The organism is Tomitella biformata AHU 1821 (assembly GCF_000524475.1).
GTDB classification, from domain to species: domain Bacteria; phylum Actinomycetota; class Actinomycetes; order Mycobacteriales; family Mycobacteriaceae; genus Tomitella; species Tomitella biformata.
In genome coordinates this window covers 56,900-75,763 of sequence record NZ_BAVQ01000071.1, presented here as the reverse complement: position 1 = coordinate 75,763, position 18,864 = coordinate 56,900, and the positions used below count along the sequence as shown (strand labels likewise).

Genomic DNA, 18,864 nt, shown 5'->3' with positions numbered 1-18,864 from the left:
CAAGCTCACGTGACCAAATCAGGCGAGTATGACCTGATCATCGTGGGCTCTGGTTTCTACGGTTTGACCATCGCGGAGCGCGCCGCGTCGGAGCTCGGCAAGCGGGTACTGGTGCTGGACCGCCGCCATCACATCGGCGGCAACGCCTACTCGGAGGCGGAGCCGGAGACGGGCATCGAGGTGCACCGCTACGGCGCGCACCTGTTCCACACCTCGAATCAGCGGGTCTGGGACTACGTGAACCGCTTCACGACCTTCACCGGCTACCGCCACAAGGTGGTCACGATCCACAACGGGCAGGTCTACCAGTTCCCGATGGGCCTGGGCATGATCTCGGAGTTCTTCGGCCGCTACTACACCCCCGACGAGGCGCGCGCGCTGATCGCGGAGCAATCTGCCGAGATCGACAGCAAGGACGTGCAGAACCTCGAGGACAAGGCCATCTCGCTGATCGGCCGCCCCCTCTATGAGGCGTTCGTCAAGAACTACACCGCCAAGCAGTGGCAGACGGACCCGAAGGAGCTGCCGGCCGGCATCATCACCCGCCTGCCCGTGCGCTACAACTTCGACAGCGGCTACTTCACGGACACCTATGAGGGCCTGCCCACCGACGGCTACACCGCGTGGCTGGAGAATATGGCCGCCCACGAGAACATCGAGGTCCGGCTCAACACGGACTGGTTCGACGTCCGCGACGAGTTGCGGGCGGCGAGCCCCGACGCGCCCGTGGTGTACACCGGCCCGCTGGACCGCTACTTCGACAACAGCGAGGGCGAGCTCGGCTGGCGCACCCTGGACTTCGAGGAGGAGGTCGTCGCCACCGGCGATTATCAGGGCACCCCCGTGATGAACTACGCCGACGCCGACGTGCCGTTCACGCGCATCCACGAGTTCCGCCACTTCCACCCGGAGCGGGACTACCCCAAGGACAAGACCGTCATCATGCGGGAGTTCTCGCGGGCCGCGGAGGCCGGCGACGAGCCGTATTACCCGATCAACACCGCCGAGGACCGCGCCAAGCTCGAGGCGTATCGCGAGCTGGCCAAGGCGGAGACAGCGAACCACGGGGTGCACTTCGGCGGCCGCCTGGGCACCTACCAGTACCTGGACATGCACATGGCGATCGCCAGCGCGATGAACCTGTTCGACAATGAGCTGGCTGCCGACCTGCAAGGCACCGACAAGTGACCGCCGCGACCCGGGGCCCCGCCGACAAGGCACGGGCCCTGCTGCAGCGAGTCATCCTGCCGCGCCCGGGCGAGCCCCTCGACGTGCGGACGCTGTACTTGGAGGAGGCGCCGACGAACTCGCGTCGCGCCCACGCCCCGACCCGCACCTCGCTCATGGTGGGCGCGGAGTCCGAGGTGTCGTTCGCGACGTACTTCAACGGCTTCCCCGCGAGCTACTGGCGACGCTGGACCATCCTGGAGTCCGTCGTGCTGCAGGTGGAGGTCCGCGGGTCCTGCCGCGTCGACGTCTACCGCTCGAAGGCCGACGGCAGCCGCATCCACGTCGAGGGGGACGTCACTGCCCAAGACGGCACCCCCCATGACAGCGCCCACGTCTTCGAGTTCGAGGTCACCCTCGCCCCGTTCGAGGACGGCGGCTGGATCTGGTTCGACATCACCTCGGACACCGAGGTGGAGGTTCTGCGCGCGGGCTGGTTCGCGCCCATCGAGGCCCCCGGCCGCGCGGCCGTCACCCTGGGCATCCCCACGTTCAACCGCCCCGTCGACGCCGTCAAGGCGTTGCGGGCGATCTGCTCGGATCCGTTGGTCCTGGACGTCATCGAGGCTGTGATCATGCCCGACCAGGGCACGGACAAGGCCAAGGACCAGCCGGACTTCGCGGAGGCCTCGGGGCCCTTGGGCGACAAGCTGCGGATGTATGACCAGCCGAACCTCGGTGGCTCCGGCGGCTACAGCCGCATCATGCTCGAGGCCGTCACCGCGACGGACTGCGAGCAGATCCTGTTCATGGACGACGATATCGAGATCGAGCCGGACTCGATCCTGCGTGCGCTCGCGATGAGCCGGTTCGCGAAGGTCCCGACGCTGATCGGCGGCCAGATGCTGAACCTGCAGGAGCGCAGCCACCTGCACACGATGGGTGAGGTCGTCCGGCGCGACATCTTCATGTGGGGCGCCGCGCCGCACGTGGAGTACGACCACGACTTCTCGGCCAAGCCGCTGCGTGACCGGGACGAGTCCAAGGACCTGCACCGGCGCATCGACGTCGACTTCAACGGCTGGTGGATGTGCATGATCCCGCGCGTCGTCGCGGAGGAGATCGGCCAGCCGCTGCCGCTGTTCATCAAGTGGGACGACGCGGAGTACGGCCTGCGGGCCCGCGCCGCGGGCTACCCGACGGTGACGATGCCGGGTGCCGCGATCTGGCATATGGCCTGGTCCGACAAGGACGATGCCATTGACTGGCAGGCGTACTTCCACCTGCGCAACCGCCTGGTGGTCGCCGCGCTGCACATGCCGGGCCCCGCCCGGGGGCTGATCCAGAACTCGCTGAAGGCCACGGCGAAGCACCTGCTGTGCCTGGAATACTCGACGGTGGCCATCCAGAATCAGGCCATCAAGGATTTCCTGGCTGGCCCGGAGCACATCACGAGCATTCTCGAGTCGGCGCTGCCGATGGTCCGGGAGATGCGCACGCACTTCCCCGACGCGGTGGTGCTGCCGTCGTCGACCGACCTGCCGCTGCCCTCCGGGTCCGGCGTGGGCGCGGTGGCCGAGCCCACGAATCCGCTCTCCAAGGTGGTCCGCCTGGTCAAGGGGCTGCGCCACAGCGTCAGGCCTGCGAACACGGCGACGCACGCGGTGCCACAACTGAACGTGCCGACGCTCGACGCGCGCTGGTACCTGCTCTCGCAGGTGGACGGCGTCACGGTGACCACGGCCGACGGGCGCGGTGTCGTGTACCGCCAGCGGGACCGGGCCAAGGCCGCGGCGCTGGGGCGCGAGTCCATCCGCCTACACCGCGAGCTGGCCAGCCAGTTCCCGGCTCTTAAACAGATCTATCGGGACGCAGTGCCCGAGATGACAAGCAGGGACAGGTGGGCACGTGTCTTCAATAAATAGCCTGGCCATCAAGTACGAGGTGCCTGCCCTGGCGACGGTGCAGTACGCGGTGGCCCAGCGCCCCGGAGTGCTGCCCGCTGCCCGCGGCCTCTCGCACTTCGGCGAGCACGCGCTCGGCTGGATGGCTCTCTCCGTGCTGGGCGCGGCGATCGACCGCGACCGCAGCCGGGAGTGGTTCGGCGTGGGCGTGGGCGCGGTCGCCGCGCACGCGGCCTCGATTGTGATCAAGCGCGTCGTGCGCAGGCCGCGGCCGGACAGCCCCGCCGTGATGGTGGGGGTGTCGACGCCGAGCCAACTCAGCTTCCCGTCCTCGCACGCGACGTCGTCTACGGCCGCCGCGGTGCTGATCGGCAAGCTGACGGGGCTGCCGGTGGCAGCCGTTGTGGTTCCGCCGATGCTGCTCTCGCGCCTGGTTCTCGGCGTGCACTACCCCTCGGATGTGCTGGTGGGCGCGGGGGTAGGCGCGGCCACCGCCGCGGCTCTCGGCCGTGCGCAGCGCCGTTACCCGGCACTGCGTGGGAGGCTCTTCGCTGCGGGCAATACTGTGGCCCAGGCGGAAGGAACAGCATGACTGAACCGAACTTGGAGCGGCTCCCTGGCTTGGAGGCGGTGGATGAGCCCACCATCTCCGACGCGGCGGTGGCGGCCGCGAAGGTGCCCAAGACTGTGCTTGGCGGCCTGCTGAAGGCCATGCGCCCGTGGCAGTGGGTAAAGAACGTGCTGGTCCTGGCGGCGCCCGTCGCCGCAGGATCGCTGTTCGACACCAACGTGCTGGGCCCTGTCGCGCTGGCCTTTGTGGTCTTCTGCCTCGCCGCCTCGTCGATCTACCTCGTCAACGACGCGCGCGATGTCGCGGCCGACCAGGCGCACCCGGTCAAGCGCTACCGGCCGATCGCGGCCGGCGTCCTGCCTGTCGGACTCGCGTACGCGGCCGCAGCGATCTTGATGGCCGCCGCTATCGGGCTGTCCTTCATCGCGACCTACCAGCTGGCGATTGTCGTCGCGGTGTACATCGCCGTGCAGCTGGCGTACTGCTTCGGACTCAAGCATCAGCCGGTGCTGGACATTTGCATCGTGTCCTCGGGCTTCCTACTGCGGGCGATGGCCGGCGGTGTGGCTGCCGGCATCGCGCTCTCGCAGTGGTTCCTGCTGATCATGGCGTTCGGCTCCCTGTTCATGGCGGCGGGCAAGCGCTACGCGGAGCTGCAGCTGGCCGAGCGCACCGGCGCGAAGATCCGCAAGTCCCTCGAGGGCTATACCAGCACCTACCTGCGGTTCGTCTGGACGCTGTCCGCGACGGCCGTCGTGATTTGCTACGGGCTCTGGGCCTTCGAGCAGGACCGGATCCACGGCGGCGCCTGGTACGCGGTCTCGATGGTGCCCTTCGTCATCGCCATCCTGCGCTACGCGGTGGATGTCGATGGCGGTGTCGCGGGCGCGCCCGAGGACATCGCCCGTCGCGACCGCGTGCTCCAGGTCTTGGCCGTCTCGTGGATCGTCGTGGTCGGGATCGCCGCCTATGTCGTCCCCAATATCTGACACGTCGCCCGAGGGGGGCGTGAGCAGCAAGGACCGCCCGCTAGGCCTGGCCCGGAGGCTATTGACGCCGGCCGGGCTGACGGCGCTGTCGATCACCGTCGCCGCGGCCCTGTTCGCGTGGGGCGCGTGGCAGCGCCGGTGGATCGCCGACGACGGCCTGATCGTCCTGCGGACAGTGCGGAACCTCCTTGCCGGCAACGGCCCGGTGTTCAACAAGGGCGAGCGGGTCGAGGTCAACACCAGCGCGGCCTGGACCTATGTCGTCTGGTTCTTCAGCTGGCTCAGCCGTGCCCAGATGGAATACGTGGTGCTGGGCATCACGCTCGTGCTGAGCGTGCTGGCGATCGTCTTCGTCATGCTGGGCTCCGGGCGCCTGCACCGCCACCGCGCGCAGGCTGCCGGAGTGTCGGGCATGATCCTGCTCCCGGCCGGCGTGTTCGGCTATATGGCGCTGCCGCCGGCCCGCGACTTCGCGACCAGCGGGCTCGAGACCAGCTTGGTGATCTGCTGGATCGGGCTCGTCTTCTGGCTGCTGATGCGCTGGGCCACCACCGCGACCCCCTCCCGCGCACAGATCCTCACCCTCGGCTTCATCGCCGGCCTGTGCTGGCTGGTGCGGCCGGAGACGGTGCTGGTGGCCGCGCCGATCCTGCTGCTGCTGTTCTGCGTGAAGCAGGGCTGGCGCTCGCGCGTGTTGCTGGTGGTCGTCTCAGGCCTGCTGCCCGTCGGCTACCAGATCTGGCGGATGGGGTACTACGGGCTGCCGTACCCGAACACCGCCGTCGCGAAGGACGCGACGGAGGCCAAGTGGGGGGTCGGCCTCACCTATCTCGGCGACCTGGCCGGGCCGTATCGGATGTGGGTGCCGCTGGCGCTGCTGCTGTTGATCGCCGCGGTGGTCCTCGTCAACAGGGCCACGGCGGCACCGGCGGCGGCGTACCGGCCGCCTAACAGCCTGCGGGCGCGGTGGGCCAAGTTTCAACGGTGGCTGCACTCTCCGGCCGCGGCGGTGACCCTGATCCTGGCCGTCGGCCTGATCTGGTTGATCTACGAGATCCGCGTCGGCGGCGACTTCATGCACGGCCGCGTCCTGCTGCCCGTGGTGTTCATCCTGATGGCGCCGCTGGCGATGATCCCGGTCCGGCTCCCGACGCGCGAGCAGTGGCGCAGCACCGTTGTGCGGCCCACCGGCCCGCGCGCGGCCGCGGTGGTCACGCTGGCCGCATGGATCGGGATGATCGCGTGGGCGCTCGCGGTGGTCAACACCGGGCCAGAGGCGCGGGCTGGCACGCTCACTCGCAATGGGATCGTGGATGAGCGGGGGTTCTACTCGGTGCAGACCGGCAACGCCCATCCGCTGACGGCCGCGGATTATCTGGCGTTTCCGCGGATCGGGTCAATGGTGGATGCGATTCGGCGAACTCCGGAAGGCGGGTTGCTTGTGCAGGCAGCCGCGATGGACGACTGGGTGGCGATCCCGCCGCTGGGCCCGATCCCAGAGGGCGGCGCCGGACACACCATCTACTTCATCAACCTGGGCATGCCGAGCATGAACACGGACCTCGACACCAAGGTCTACGACATGGTGGGCTTGGCGTATCCGCTGGCGGCGCATTCGCCGCGCATCGAGCACGCGCGCATCGGCCATGACAAGAGCCTGCCCGTCGACTGGATGATCGCGGAGAAGGGCTTCGTCCCCGAGCATGACTGGGGCTTGCCGGGGTGGATCGACGAGGATTGGGTGGCGGAGGCCAAGGTGGCGCTCACCTGCGAGGACACCCGGATGCTGTTGGAGTCCTACCAGGGCGAACTGACGGTGCGGAAGTTTCTCTCGAACATCCGGAACGCCTGGAGCTACGGCCAGTATGAGATCGACAGGGTGCCCGAGTATGAGATCCAGCGTTGCGATCTGGTGGCGCCGGCACTCCAGAATCCGCGGTAATGTGCACGGAGGCGCCAGTGTGATTACGGGCACACACACGCCGCGGCGGGGTTCTGGCGCGGCAGATCCAGCGGGTTCCGAGTGGGACCAGGGGAACGACGCTTGGCCAGTGGGTATGTCACAGCGACGTAACGGTCGCGCGACTTTCCTCGATAAGCAGTCCGTATAGACCAGGTTGTGGGCGCACGGGTAAATGCGCCAACGGCTTGCGGTGCCAGCGGGTTAGGGCCTAGGTTTGGACCTCGGTATGTAAACCCGGGGAGAAGATCGGCAGAGCCGGACGGCTCGATCGGTTGCGCCTGCGGGGGATCACGGTCCCCACAGCAGAAGTGGCCGAGAACATGCGTCGCAGATGGTGTCGCAGACAGAAAGAGGATTTAGTCCATGGCAACAACGAACCCACGAAAGCCAGGCGGCTTCAAGCGCCGGCTGATCGGATTCGGGGCGGCGCTCTTCTCGCTCACCATGCTCACCGGTCTCGTCAACGCAGGCACTGCGAACGCCTGGTCCAACCCGGATCGCATCGAGCGGCTCAACGTGTGGTCGCCCTCGATGGGCCGGAACATTCCCGTGCAGTTCCAGAGCGCCACCGGCGGCAGCGGTGGCAACCCCGCCGTGTACATGCTCGACGGATTGCGCGCCCCCGACACGGCCAACGGCTGGGACATCGAGACCAACGCCTTCGACCAGTTCAAGAACGACAACGTGAACGTGGTCATGCCGATCGGCGGCGCGGCCAGTTTCTACTCCGACTGGATTGCCCCCAGCAACTTCAACGGCCAGGACTTCACCTACATGTGGGAGACGTTCCTGTCGAGCGAGCTCCCCAACTTCTTGGCCGACGTCAAGGGTGTGAACCGCAGCGGCAACGCCGTGCTGGGCATCTCCATGGGCGGCAGCGCCGCGCTGTACCTCGCGGCCAAGCACAAGCCGCAGTTCGCCTTCGCCGGCTCCATGTCCGGTTACCTGAACCTCTCGACGCCTGGCATGCCGACGAGCATCCGCGTCGCGATGCTGGACGCAGGCCTGTTCAACGCCGACTCCATGTGGGGCCCGCCGTGGTCGCCCATGTGGGCGCAGCATGACCCGTTCGTCTTCGCCGAAGAGCTCCGCGGCCTGTCGCTGTTCATCTCCGCGGCCTCCGCTATCCCGGACCCGGGCCCGAATGGCGATCACCCCACCAGGCCGGTCGATTTCTGGAACACCGGCATGGGCATGGGCCTCGAGGCGCTCTCGCTCGCGTCGGCCAAGATCTTCCAGGTGCGCCTCGCGACCATGAACATCCCCGCCACGTTCTCGTTCCCGAACTATGGCATCCACGCGTGGAACAACTGGGAGAACCAGCTCTGGACCGCTCGCCCGCAGATCCTGCAGGCTGTCGGCCGCTAGTTGCGACCCTGAGTCGAATTGCCGAGCGGCCCGGGCCGCACACCGAATACCTCGGTGTGCGGCCCGGGCCCTTTTGCGCATCCACCCTATGGGTATCGGGAAAATGTGGCTAGAGTGACGCGTGTTCGGCGTGTGATCCGTGGGATCTCACCGGGTCGGGCTTATTGTGTCGGTAATCGAGAAACGGATGATTGAGTCGTTTCTGTTGCTCGGAATGAAGCGAGGGATATCTTGGCACTCACACCGATGTCGGGGCGTGCAGTCGCGCCGGCCAGCCGAAGGTCCGGCGTCCGCTGGCAGCGCGCGCTCGTGGCCGCCGCGGTGTTCCCGCTGGCCGCAGCGTTGATCAGCCCGGTCGCGGCGCAGGCTGCCCCGGCTGTCAGTGCTCCAGCCCAGACCGCCCCCGTTCACACGGCGCCGGTCCTGGACGGTGTGAAGGTCACCAAGGTCGAGTGGATCACCGCCCGTCGAGTGGCACTCTGGGTCCACTCCCCGGCGATGAACGAGGACATCCAGGTCCAGATCTATGTGGGCCGGGACTGGAACATTGATCCCGCCAAGACCTACCCCCAACTGCTGATGCTCGACGGCCTCCGAGCCCGGGACGACGTCAACGGCTGGACGTTGGAGACCAATATCGAGGAGTTCTTCGCGGACAAGAACGTGAACGTCGTCCTGCCCGTTGGTGGGGAGTCCAGCTTCTACACCAACTGGAACGAGCCCGACAACGGGCACAACTACCAGTGGGAGACGTTCCTGACGCGGGAACTGCCCCCCATCCTGGAGAACGACTGGCGCAGCACGAACGTGCGCGGCGTCGCCGGGCTGTCCATGGGCGGCACCGCCGCGATGATGCTCGCGGAGCGCCATCCGGACATGTTCAATTTCGTCGGCTCCTACTCCGGCATCCTGAACACCACCTCGCTGGGCATGCCGCAGGCGCTGCAGTTCGCGATGCAAGACGCGGGCCAGTTCAACTCGCAGAAGATGTGGGGCGCGCCGTCCGACCCGCGGTGGGCCGAGCAGGACCCGCTGCTGCACGTGGACAAGCTCCAGGGCAAGAGCATCTACATCTCCAGCGGCAACGGCTTCGCCGGCCCGTATGACCAGGTTGGCGGCATTCCCGGCATCTCCACGAACATCGCCGGCATGGGCCTGGAGATCCTCTCCCGGCTGACGTCGCAGAACTTCGCCAGCGCGCTGGCCCGCGAAGGTATCCCCGCGAACGTGGTCTACCGCCCGTCGGGGACGCACTCCTGGCCGTACTGGCAGTTCGAGCTGCACCAGTCCTGGCCGCAGATCGCCCAGGCGCTGGGCGTGAACACCGAGCCGGTCAACTGCGCACCCAATGGCGCCATCGGCGGGTTGGTGGCCGGGAGCGGCTGGATGGGCGACTGCGTGACCCCCGAGTACGCGGTGCCAGGCGGCGTCGCGCAGGACTACACCAACGGCCGCGCCTTCTGGTCGGGCGCCACCGGCGCGAACCTCGTGTCCGGTCTCATCGGTGGCCGCTACCAGCAGTCCGGCGGTCCGGGCGGCTTCCTCGGCCTGCCGACGTCCAGTGAGCTCCCGACGCTCGAGAACGTGGGCCGGTTCAACACCTTCCAGCACGGCGCCGTCTACTGGTCGCCGCCCACCGGGGCGCACTCGATCTCCGGCGACATTCAGCGTGCCTGGAACGACCTCGGCTGGGAGCACCTGAACGGGCTGGGCTTCCCGCTGGACGAGCCCATCACCACCCCCAACGGGCAGGGCCAGTCGCAGGTCTTCGAGCGCGGCATCCTGTTCCAGAAGAACGGGGCGGACGCGTACGAGGTCCGCGGCCTGATCTTGGACAAGTACAAGGAGCTCGGCTACGAGGCCAGCGTGCTCGGCTTTCCCCAGACCAGCGAGCTCGACGCGGTCGGCGGCAAGTTCAACCGCTTCGACAAGGGCAACCTGTACTGGTCCCCGGCCTCCGGCGCCTGGTCGGTGCTGAACGGCTCCGTCATGGACGCCTGGGCGGCCAAGGGCTACGAGGGCGGGGAGCTGGGCTTCCCGATCAGCGACCAGCGCATCGAGGGGACCGCAGTGGTCCAGGACTTCCAGCACGGCCAGGTCGGGGTGGGCGACTAGCACCCAAACCACGCCGCCCGAGCCAGCTCGCCGAACACTCCCCGGGGGGGAATGATCAGTACGCTGGCTCGGGACGGCGTGGTTTTGTCTCTTCCCAGTTCTGCCAAACGAAGTAAGGATTTTCACGATGCGCACTGCATTCGGACGAGGCCTGGTGGCCGCTGCTCTCGCGGTCGGCGTTGCCGGGTTGACCGCGGCTTGCGGCGGCGACGGCTCAACGGTGAGCTCGACCCCGAGCGTCAGTGCCAGCCAGTCCGCGGGCAGTAGCCCCACGACGCCGTCGTCGACGGTGGACCCTAGCCCCACCGCGGTGCCGCCCACGGCTCCCGCTGAGGCCCCGGAGCCGGTGCCGGAGGGCTACCCCGGCCCGGCCGCGCCGGAGCGGTCTACGCGCGACCAGGCTTTCCTGGACGGGCTCGGGGAGAAGGGCATCGACTACAGCCAGGGCGGCGACGTCGCGCTGAGCGCCGCGCAGTACATCTGCGCGTCCGAGGCCGACGCGGTGCCCCAGGTGCAGATGCGCCAGTACGTGCTGGCGTTCGTCGCGTCGGACGCGCAGCTGCTCAATAAGGAGATCGACGCCGAAGCGGTCACCGACGCCTACATCGCCACCGCCCAGGCGACCTTCTGCAACGCATGAGCAGGGGCAAGAAGCGTGGCGGCGGCGGGAAACTGGTGCTTGGCGGATTGGTGCTGGCCGCGATTGTCATCGCGATCATCGCCCTTGTGTTTGGTTTGACCCGCACCCAGACGCCGCCCGTGCCGGGCGGCCCGACCCCCACCCCCGGTCCCGAGGAGCCGCAGGCGCAGCCCGCGAGCTGCCCGGACGTGCAGGTCATCTCCGTGCCGGGCACGTGGGAGAGCTCGCCGACCGACGACCCGCACCATCCGACCGCCAATCCGGCGGCGCTGCTGCTCAACGTCACCGGGCCGCTGCAGGAGCAGTTCCCGGAGTCGCGGGTGGATGTGATGACGGTGCCGTACGTGGCGCAGTTCGCTCGGCCGATGGCGCCGCCGGAGGCCACCTATGACGACAGCCGCGCGCAGGGCAAGGCGGCGGCCGAGAACATGATTCGCGACCGCACCGCGGAGTGCCCGCTCACGAACTTCGTGCTGATGGGCTTCTCCCAGGGCGCCGTGATCGCCGGCGATATCGCGTCGGACATCGGTAACGGCGTGGCCACCGCGCCGATCTCCGCGGACCGCGTGCTGGGCGTCGGCCTTATCGCGGACGGGCGCCGGGACACCACCGCGCCCGCGGCGGGCCTGAATCTGGGGGTGCCGGGCGGCAAGGGCGCCGAGGTGCTGCTGGCCGGGCTCAACCTGGGCCCGCTGATGCCGGGCACCACGATGACGGGCCCGCGCCCCGGCGGTTTCGGAGTGCTCGCGGACCGGGCGGTGCAGATCTGCGCGCCGGGCGATCTCATCTGCGATGCCCCCGCAGAGGTCCTCACCAACCTGGTGGGGACCATCGCGCAGCTGTCCACCGCGGCCAGTGCGCCGATCCACGCGATCTACCACACCAACCCGATTATCGACGGGACTACGGCCACGGCGTACCTGACTGATTGGGCCGCGGGACTGATCCAGAACGCGCCCACACCTGCGCACAACTAGGCGGAGTGGGACGGTCGTCCGATACGCGCGGGCAGGTCGGGGTGGCAAGGTGCATGTTGCGCGAAAGGGCGCTCCGGTGTGTCTGTAACATGTTTGTGATCTGAGTGGGCGATCTGATCGTCGGCGTTCGTACGCCCGACGAAGGATTGTGTCTGTCCCGTCAAGCCTGGGATGCTGCATCGGAGCCCATCGGCACAGACACTTAGCGCCACACGAGAAGTACTGACAGGAGTAGGGATGCAACCGATCGTCGACCATTTGGCTGAATACCTGGACGACCAGGGGCAAGTAAGCCTGAGGGACGGCCGGACCCTGGTGGACCACGTCGAGGCGAACACGCACGACGCCCCGGCAGAGCTCGCCTATCGGTTCATGGACTACTCCGCGGCCCGTGACGGCGTCGCCGAGGAACTCACCTGGGGCCAGTTCGGCATCCGCATCCGTGCGGTGGCAGCGCGGCTGCAGCAGGTGACCAAGCCGGGCGACCGCGTCGCGATCCTCGCGCCGCAGGGCCTGGACTACGTGATCTCGTTCTTCGCCGCGATCCACGCCGGCAATATTGCGGTGCCGCTGTTCGACCCGGACGAGCCCGGCCACCTGGACCGCCTCGAGTCGGTCCTCGCGGATTGCACCCCCGCCGCGATCCTGACGGCGACGAACTCGGCCGCCGGCGTGCGCCAGCTGTTCCGCGCGCTGCCCGCCAAGGAGCGCCCGCGCATCATCGCCGTCGACGGCATCCCGGACGAGGTCGGCGCCACGTGGGTCAAGCCGGAGTCGGACCTCGAGGCGATCGCATACCTGCAGTACACGTCCGGTTCCACACGCACCCCGGCCGGCGTGAAGATCACGCACCGCGCCGTGCTCACGAACGCGCTGCAGATGGCGTTCGGCATCGGACTGGACCTGGAGTCCCGCGGCGTCACCTGGCTGCCGCTGTTCCATGACATGGGCCTGCTCACGGTGATTCTCCCCGCGTTCGGCGGCCGGTACATCACGATCATGTCCCCGCGCGCGTTCGTGCAGCGCCCGGGCCGCTGGATCCGCGAGCTCGCCGCCGCCTCGGACGGCGCGAACACGTTCGCCGCCGCGCCGAACTTCGCGTTCGAGCACGCCGCCGCGCGAGGTCTGCCCAAGGAGGGCGAGACCCTCGACCTGAGCAACGTCATCGGCCTGATCAACGGCTCTGAGCCGGTCACGACGTCGTCGATCCGGAAATTCAACGAGGCCTTCGGCCCCTATGGGCTGCCGGACACGGCGATCAAGCCGAGCTACGGCATGGCGGAGGCGACGCTGTTCGTCTCGACCACCGGGCCCGACGCCGAGCCCGTCGTGATCTACGTCGACCGCGATGCGCTCAACCAGGGCCGCATCGAGCGCCTCACCGAGGACCACCCGAGCGCGGTGCCGCAGGTGGCCTGCGGCTACGTGGCCCGCAGCCAGTGGGCGACCATCGTGGAGTCGGAGACGGGCACCGAGCTGGCCGACGAAGAGGTCGGCGAGATCTGGCTGCACGGCGAGAACATGGGTACCGGCTACTGGAACCGTCCCCAGGAGACCGTCGAGACGTTCCAGAACAAGCTCACGCAGCGGATCCCCGCGGGCAGCCACGCAAACGGCACCCCCGAGGACGCGCACTGGATGCGCACCGGTGACTACGGCGTGTACATCGACGGCCAGCTGTTCATCACGGGCCGCGTCAAGGACCTGATCATCGTGGACGGGCGCAACCACTACCCCCAGGATGTGGAGTACTCCGTGCAGGAGGCCTCCAAGGCCATCCGGCCCGGCTTCGCTGCCGCGTTCGCGGTGCCGCTCAACCAGATGCCCGCGGGCGTCTTCGAGCACTCGGGCTCCGGCCTGGTCCATGATCGCGACGATTCCTCGGAGCAGCTCGTCGTCGTCGCCGAGCGTGCGCCCGGCGCCGGCAAGGCCGACCCCGGCCCCATCGCCGACGCGGTGCGCGCCGCCGTCTCCGCCCGCCACGGCGTCACCGTGCGCGACGTGCTGATGGTCCCCGCCGGTTCCATCCCGCGCACCTCCAGTGGCAAGATCGCCCGGCGGGCGTGCAAAGCCGCGTACATCGAGGGCACGCTGCGTGGCGGTTACACGCAGCAAGCCTTCCCCGACAGCCCCAACGAATAGTCGAAGCAGGTCGCATGACTGATCTACCGTCTGACGGACAGCAGCCGGATCTCCCCAACACGGAGACCGCCGCAATCGCTGTCGGAGAGTCCGCAAGCGCGGACTCCACAGCAGTGGAGTCCGCAGGGCTGGGATCCTCAGGGCTGGAGCGCCCCGAGCTGACCGTGGCGGGGCTGCGCGAGTGGCTGACCGACTGGATCGTCGCCACCACGGGCCTGGCCCGCGGCGAGGTCGATCCGAACCGTCCGATGGAGGAGTTCGGCCTGTCCTCGCGGGACGCGGTGGCGCTCAGCGGCGAGATCGAGGACCTCTGCGGGATCACGCTCGACGCGACCATCGTCTACCAGCACCCCACGATCGCCTCGCTGGCGCAGCGCATCGTGGAGGGCCCGCCGGAGTCGGCGGACGTGCCGGTGGACGAGAACTTCTACACCCGTCCGTCCGGCCCGGGCGCGCACGATGTCGCGATCATCGGCATGGCCTCGCGCTTCCCCGGCTCCGGCAGCACCCCCGCCCAGATGTGGGAGATGCTGGCCGCCGGGCACGACGGCATCACCGACCTGCCCGCGGGCCGCTGGGACGAGTACCGCTCGGACCCCGTGATCGCCGCCGCCATCGAGCGCGCGAACACCAAGGGCGGCTACCTCGAGGACGTCAAGGGTTTCGACGCGGAGTTCTTCGCGATGTCCCCGCGCGAGGTCGAGATGGTGGACCCGCAGCAACGCCTGGCGCTGGAGCTCACCTGGGAGGCGCTCGAGCACGCGCATCTGCCCGCGAACACCCTCAAGGGGCAGTCGGTCGGGGTCTTCATGGGCTCCTCCGCCAACGACTACCAGCTGCTGACTGTCGCGGACCCGTCCACCGCGCACCCGTACGCGATCACCGGCAACTCGACCGCGATCATCGCGAACCGCATTTCCTACTTCTACGACTTCCGCGGCCCGTCCGTCACCCTGGACACCGCCTGCTCGTCCTCGCTGGTGGCCGTACACCAGGCGGTGCGCGCGCTCCGTGAGGGCGACGCCGACCTGGCCGTCGCCGGCGGCACCAACATGCTGGTCGCCCCCGCCGCCACCCTCGGCTTCTCCGAGCTGGGCGTCATGGCGCCGGACGGTCGCATCAAGGCCTTCTCCTCCGACGCCGACGGCATGATCCGCTCCGAGGGCGGCGGCCTGCTGGTGCTCAAGCGGCTCGAGGACGCCGAGCGCGACGGCGACACCGTGCTGGCCGTCATCGCGGGCACCGCTGTCAACCAGGACGGCCGTTCCAACGGTCTCACCGCGCCGAGCCCCGACGCGCAGGTGGACGTGCTGCGCCGCGCCTACCGCGACGCCGGCATCGTGCCGACGCAGGTGGACTACATCGAGGCGCACGGCACCGGCACCACCCTGGGCGATCCCATCGAGGCCGGCGCCCTGGGCCGCGTCGTGGGCCTGGGCCGCGAGGACGACAAGCCCGCGCTGCTCGGCTCCGCCAAGACCAACTTCGGGCACCTTGAGGCCGCCGCCGGCGCTGCGGGCATGATCAAGGTCGTGCTGTCGATGCAGGCCGACGCGCTGCCGCCGACGCTCAACTACGCGGGCCCGAACCCGCTGATCGACTTCGACGCGGCGCACCTGCGCGTCATCGACGAGGGCGCGCAGTGGCCCCGCTACAGCGGCCAGGCCATCGCCGGCGTGTCCGGCTTCGGCTTCGGCGGCACCAACGCGCACGTGGTCCTGCGGGAGTACACGCCGGCTGCCGTGGAGGTGCCCGCCGTCGAGGCCCCTGTCGCCGATGAGGCCGCCGAGCCCCCCGCGGTCCTGCTCGTCGTCTCCGCCCCGATGCCGTCGCGCCGTCGCCGCGTCGCCGCGGACCTGGCCGACTGGCTCGAGACCGAGGCCGGCAGCGTCACCTCGCTCGAGGACCTCGGCCGGGCGCTGGCCCGCCGCAACCACGGCCGCTCCCGCGGTGCCGTGCTCGCGCGCACCCGGGCCGAGGCCATCGCCGGCCTCCACGCCCTAGCCGCGGGCAAGCCATCGCCGCACGTGCTCTCCGCGGACTCGCCCGCCACGTCCGGCCCGGTCTGGGTGTTCTCGGGCTTCGGTTCGCAGCACCGCAAGATGGGCAAGAGCCTCTACCAGACCAACTCCGTGTTCCACGCCGCCGTAGACGAGATCGACGAGTTCATCGACATCGAAGCGGGCTATCGCGTGGCCGAGATGTTCCTCGACGACTCCGTCGACTACGACACCGAGCGCGCGCAGGTCGGCATCTTCACCATCCAGGTTGCCCTCGCGAAGCTGCTGCGTCACCACGGCGCGGAGCCCACCGCGGCGCTCGGCCACTCGATGGGCGAGGCCGCCGCCGCGTACGTCTCCGGTGGGCTCTCCCTGGAGGACGCGGTCCGCGTGATCTGCGTCCGCTCACGCCTGATGGGCGAGGGCGAGGCGACCCTGGAGGGCCAGGACATCCGCCGCATGGCGATCGTCGAGTACAGCGCCGCGGAGATCACCGACGTGCTGGTCGACTTCCCGGACCTCGAGGTGTGCGTCTACGCCGCCCCGAACCAGACCGTCATCGGCGGACCGGACCCGCAGGTGCAGGCGATCGTCGCCCGAGCCGAGGCCGCCGGCAAGTTCGCCCGCGTCATGCAGGTCAAGGGGGCCAGCCACACCTCCCAGGTCGACCCGATCCTCGGCGAGTTTCAGGCGGAGCTGGCGGGTATCGAGAACTTCCCGCTGGCCACCGGCCTGTTCTCCTCGGTCCACGAGGGGAACAGCTTCCCCGCGGGGCACGACCCGCTCCACGCCGAGGACTACTGGATCAAGGGCATGCGCCACAGCGTCTTCTTCGACCAGGCCGTCAAGGCGGCCCTATCCGCCGGGCACACCACCTTCGTGGAGCTCGCCCCGAACCCCGTCACGCTGATGTCGATCGCGATGACCTGCTACGACCAGGGTGTCCTGGAGCCGCAGCTGGTGCAGACCCTCAAGCGCAAGGAGGACGAGGAGCTCACCGTCCTCACCGCGCTGGCCACCCTGTACGTGCACGGCCACCAGGTCGACCTGGACTCGCTGCTGCCCGCCGGGCCCTTCGCCGAGATTCCGCGCACCGCCTTCCAGCGCAAGCAGCTGTGGGTCAACTCGCGCATCTCCACCGGCGGCAACGCCCGCATCCCCGGCGCGCACGTGGCGCTCCCGGACGGGCGCCACGTGTGGGAGGTCGTCGCGGACGCGGTGACCGACCCCGCGCAGCTGATCGTCGCCGCCGCCGGCGAGGTGCTCTCCGACGTCACGCTGGGCGCGGTGCTTCTCGGCGCCGCCGCAGTCCCGATGTCCGGCACCATCACCACCTCGCTGGTTCCGCACCTGGGCGGCGGGTCCGTGCAGGTGCACGCCCGCGGCGCCGACGGCGCGTTCACGCTCCTCGCGGAGGCCGTCGTCCACTCCGGCGCGCCATTGGCCGAGCGGGTCGTCCTCGCTCCGGTGCTGGCCGAGCAGGTAGTGGCCGAGGATGCGGACGATGACTTCGGCGCGGCCTCTCGCTGGGACCCCGAGGGCAAGATCAGCCTGGATGACCGGCTGCGCGAGATCGTCGCCGAGTCGATGGGCTTTGCCGCCGAGGACCTGCCCATGGAGATCCCGCTCATGGAGCTGGGCCTGGACTCACTCATGGCTGTGCGCATCAAGAACCGCGTCGAGTACGACTTCGACATCCCGCAACTGCAGCTGCAGGCTGTGCGGGACGCGAACCTTGTCGAGGTCGCCAAGTACGTGCATTACGCCGTGGAGAACCGCGAGGAGGTCGCGGCGCTCGCCGAACAGCAGAGGCGCGAGGCGGAGACAGGGGGAGTGGCGGGCGAGACCGTCACCGCGATCCCGACCGATTTGCCCGCCGACGTGCCGGAGGCTGCGGCCGAGACGGCTGCGGCTCCTGCCGAGAAGCAGGCCGCGGACGTGCCGCCGCGCGATGCCGCCGAGCGCCTGACCTTCGGCACCTGGGCGGTCGTCATCGGACGCTCCGCACGGGGCATCTTCAACCCACTCACCCCGCTGGACGACGCGCAGACCGCGGCGCTGGCCGAGCGGCTCACCGAGCGCGCGGGCGGCGACATCACAGCCGAGCAGGTCCGCGGTGCCACCACCATCGAGCAGCTCTCGGACCTGGTCCGCGAGCACCTCGAGGGGGATGTGGGCATCGTCCGCACCCTGCGTGCCAAGGTCGAGGGCGTCGACCGCGTCCCGGTGTTCGTCTTCCACCCGGCCGGCGGCTCCACCGTCGCCTACGAGCCGCTGCTCAAGCGCCTGCCCGCCGACACCCCGATGTACGGGTTCGAACGCGTCGAGGGCGAGATCGCGGAGCGTGCCACGCAGTATCTCGAGCCGATTCGTGAGATCCAGGCGCACGGGCCCTACGTGCTCGCGGGCTGGTCATTCGGCGGGATCCTGGCGTACGCGGTGGCGAAATTGCTGCGCGCCGCCGGTGAGGAGGTCGCGTTGGTCGGCCTCATCGACGTGGTCATGCCGGGCGAGGAGATCGTCGACAACGAGGACGAGCGCCGCGCCCGCTGGAACCGCTACATCGCGTTCGCCGAGAAGACCTACGGCGTCGAGGTGCCGCTACCCGTCGACCTGCTCGCGCAGACCGATGATGAGGGCGCCGTCGACATCCTGATGGGCCTGCTCAAGGGCGTGGACCTGCCGATTCCCGGCGGTGTGATCGAGCACCAGCGGACCTCGTTCCTAGAGAACCGGGCGCTGGCCCGTGCGGCCGCGCAACTGACCCCGTACGACGGTCCTACTGTGCTGTACATGGCCGACACCTACCACGACGGCGCCATCGAGTTGGAGCCCGCGTATGCGACGCGGGCGGCCGACGGCGGCTGGGGTGGGGTGCTCACCGATCTGGAGGTGGTGCAGATCGGTGGTGACCACGTGGCCATCGTCGACGAGCCGTACATCGCCAAGGTCGGGGCGCACCTGAGCCGCAAATTGGCCGAGATCGAGTCCGCACGCGGGTAGTTTCCCCCGCCGACAAGGAGTTTGA

11 protein-coding genes and 1 pseudogene are annotated in these 18,864 nt (G+C 68.9%); all 12 read left to right on the top strand.

Translation table 11 applies throughout. From position 1 onward, the window contains the following. Positions 1 to 9: 9 nt before the first annotated feature. The 12 genes and pseudogenes from glf (at position 10) to pks13 (ending at position 18,839) form a co-directional block, all read left to right on the top strand. Positions 10 to 1,188, top strand: coding sequence for a UDP-galactopyranose mutase (gene glf, locus TBIF_RS16905; RefSeq protein WP_024795937.1), 1,179 nt, complete (start codon positions 10 to 12; stop codon positions 1,186 to 1,188). Then, the gene (locus TBIF_RS16900) at positions 1,185 to 3,092 is read left to right on the top strand and encodes a glycosyltransferase (RefSeq protein ID WP_024795936.1); all 1,908 of its coding nucleotides are present in this window, start codon (positions 1,185 to 1,187) and stop codon (positions 3,090 to 3,092) included. The genes glf and TBIF_RS16900 overlap by 4 nt, the downstream gene beginning before the upstream one ends. Further along, positions 3,076 to 3,663 (top strand): phosphatase PAP2 family protein, encoded by a 588-nt coding sequence (locus tag TBIF_RS16895; protein WP_024795935.1) that lies wholly within the window; start codon positions 3,076 to 3,078, stop codon positions 3,661 to 3,663. Before TBIF_RS16900 ends, TBIF_RS16895 begins: the two co-directional genes overlap by 17 nt. Beyond that, positions 3,660 to 4,631, top strand: a complete 972-nt coding sequence (locus tag TBIF_RS16890; RefSeq protein WP_084611757.1) for a decaprenyl-phosphate phosphoribosyltransferase — start codon at positions 3,660 to 3,662, stop codon at positions 4,629 to 4,631. Before TBIF_RS16895 ends, TBIF_RS16890 begins: the two co-directional genes overlap by 4 nt. 19 nt (positions 4,632 to 4,650) lie before the next feature. Then, complete coding sequence (locus TBIF_RS16885) at positions 4,651 to 6,573, top strand: arabinofuranosyltransferase AftB family protein (RefSeq protein WP_235174830.1); 1,923 nt, start codon at positions 4,651 to 4,653, stop codon at positions 6,571 to 6,573. Positions 6,574 to 6,957: 384 nt separating this feature from the next. Next, positions 6,958 to 7,962, top strand: a complete 1,005-nt coding sequence (locus tag TBIF_RS16880; protein ID WP_024795932.1) for an alpha/beta hydrolase — start codon at positions 6,958 to 6,960, stop codon at positions 7,960 to 7,962. A gap of 246 nt (positions 7,963 to 8,208) precedes the next feature. Then, a pseudogene (locus TBIF_RS26325) lies at positions 8,209 to 9,240 on the top strand (alpha/beta hydrolase); the annotation flags it as partial. A gap of 108 nt (positions 9,241 to 9,348) precedes the next feature. Then, positions 9,349 to 10,077, top strand: a complete 729-nt coding sequence (locus TBIF_RS26320) for an LGFP repeat-containing protein (RefSeq protein WP_235174838.1) — start codon at positions 9,349 to 9,351, stop codon at positions 10,075 to 10,077. A 127-nt stretch (positions 10,078 to 10,204) separates the two neighbouring features. Next, positions 10,205 to 10,717 carry a DUF732 domain-containing protein gene (locus TBIF_RS25475; protein WP_024795930.1) on the top strand — a complete coding sequence of 171 codons (513 nt, stop codon included), beginning with the start codon at positions 10,205 to 10,207 and terminating at the stop codon, positions 10,715 to 10,717. Beyond that, the gene (locus tag TBIF_RS16865; RefSeq protein WP_024795929.1) at positions 10,714 to 11,694 is read left to right on the top strand and encodes a cutinase family protein; all 981 of its coding nucleotides are present in this window, start codon (positions 10,714 to 10,716) and stop codon (positions 11,692 to 11,694) included. The genes TBIF_RS25475 and TBIF_RS16865 overlap by 4 nt, the downstream gene beginning before the upstream one ends. 237 nt (positions 11,695 to 11,931) lie before the next feature. Next, a complete protein-coding gene (gene fadD32 / locus TBIF_RS16860; RefSeq protein ID WP_024795928.1) occupies positions 11,932 to 13,836 on the top strand; it encodes a long-chain-fatty-acid--AMP ligase FadD32 in 1,905 nt (634 codons plus the stop codon). A gap of 14 nt (positions 13,837 to 13,850) precedes the next feature. Then, positions 13,851 to 18,839 carry a polyketide synthase Pks13 gene (gene pks13, locus TBIF_RS16855; protein WP_084611755.1) on the top strand — a complete coding sequence of 1,663 codons (4,989 nt, stop codon included), beginning with the start codon at positions 13,851 to 13,853 and terminating at the stop codon, positions 18,837 to 18,839. The last annotated feature ends 25 nt before the right edge of the window (positions 18,840 to 18,864 follow it).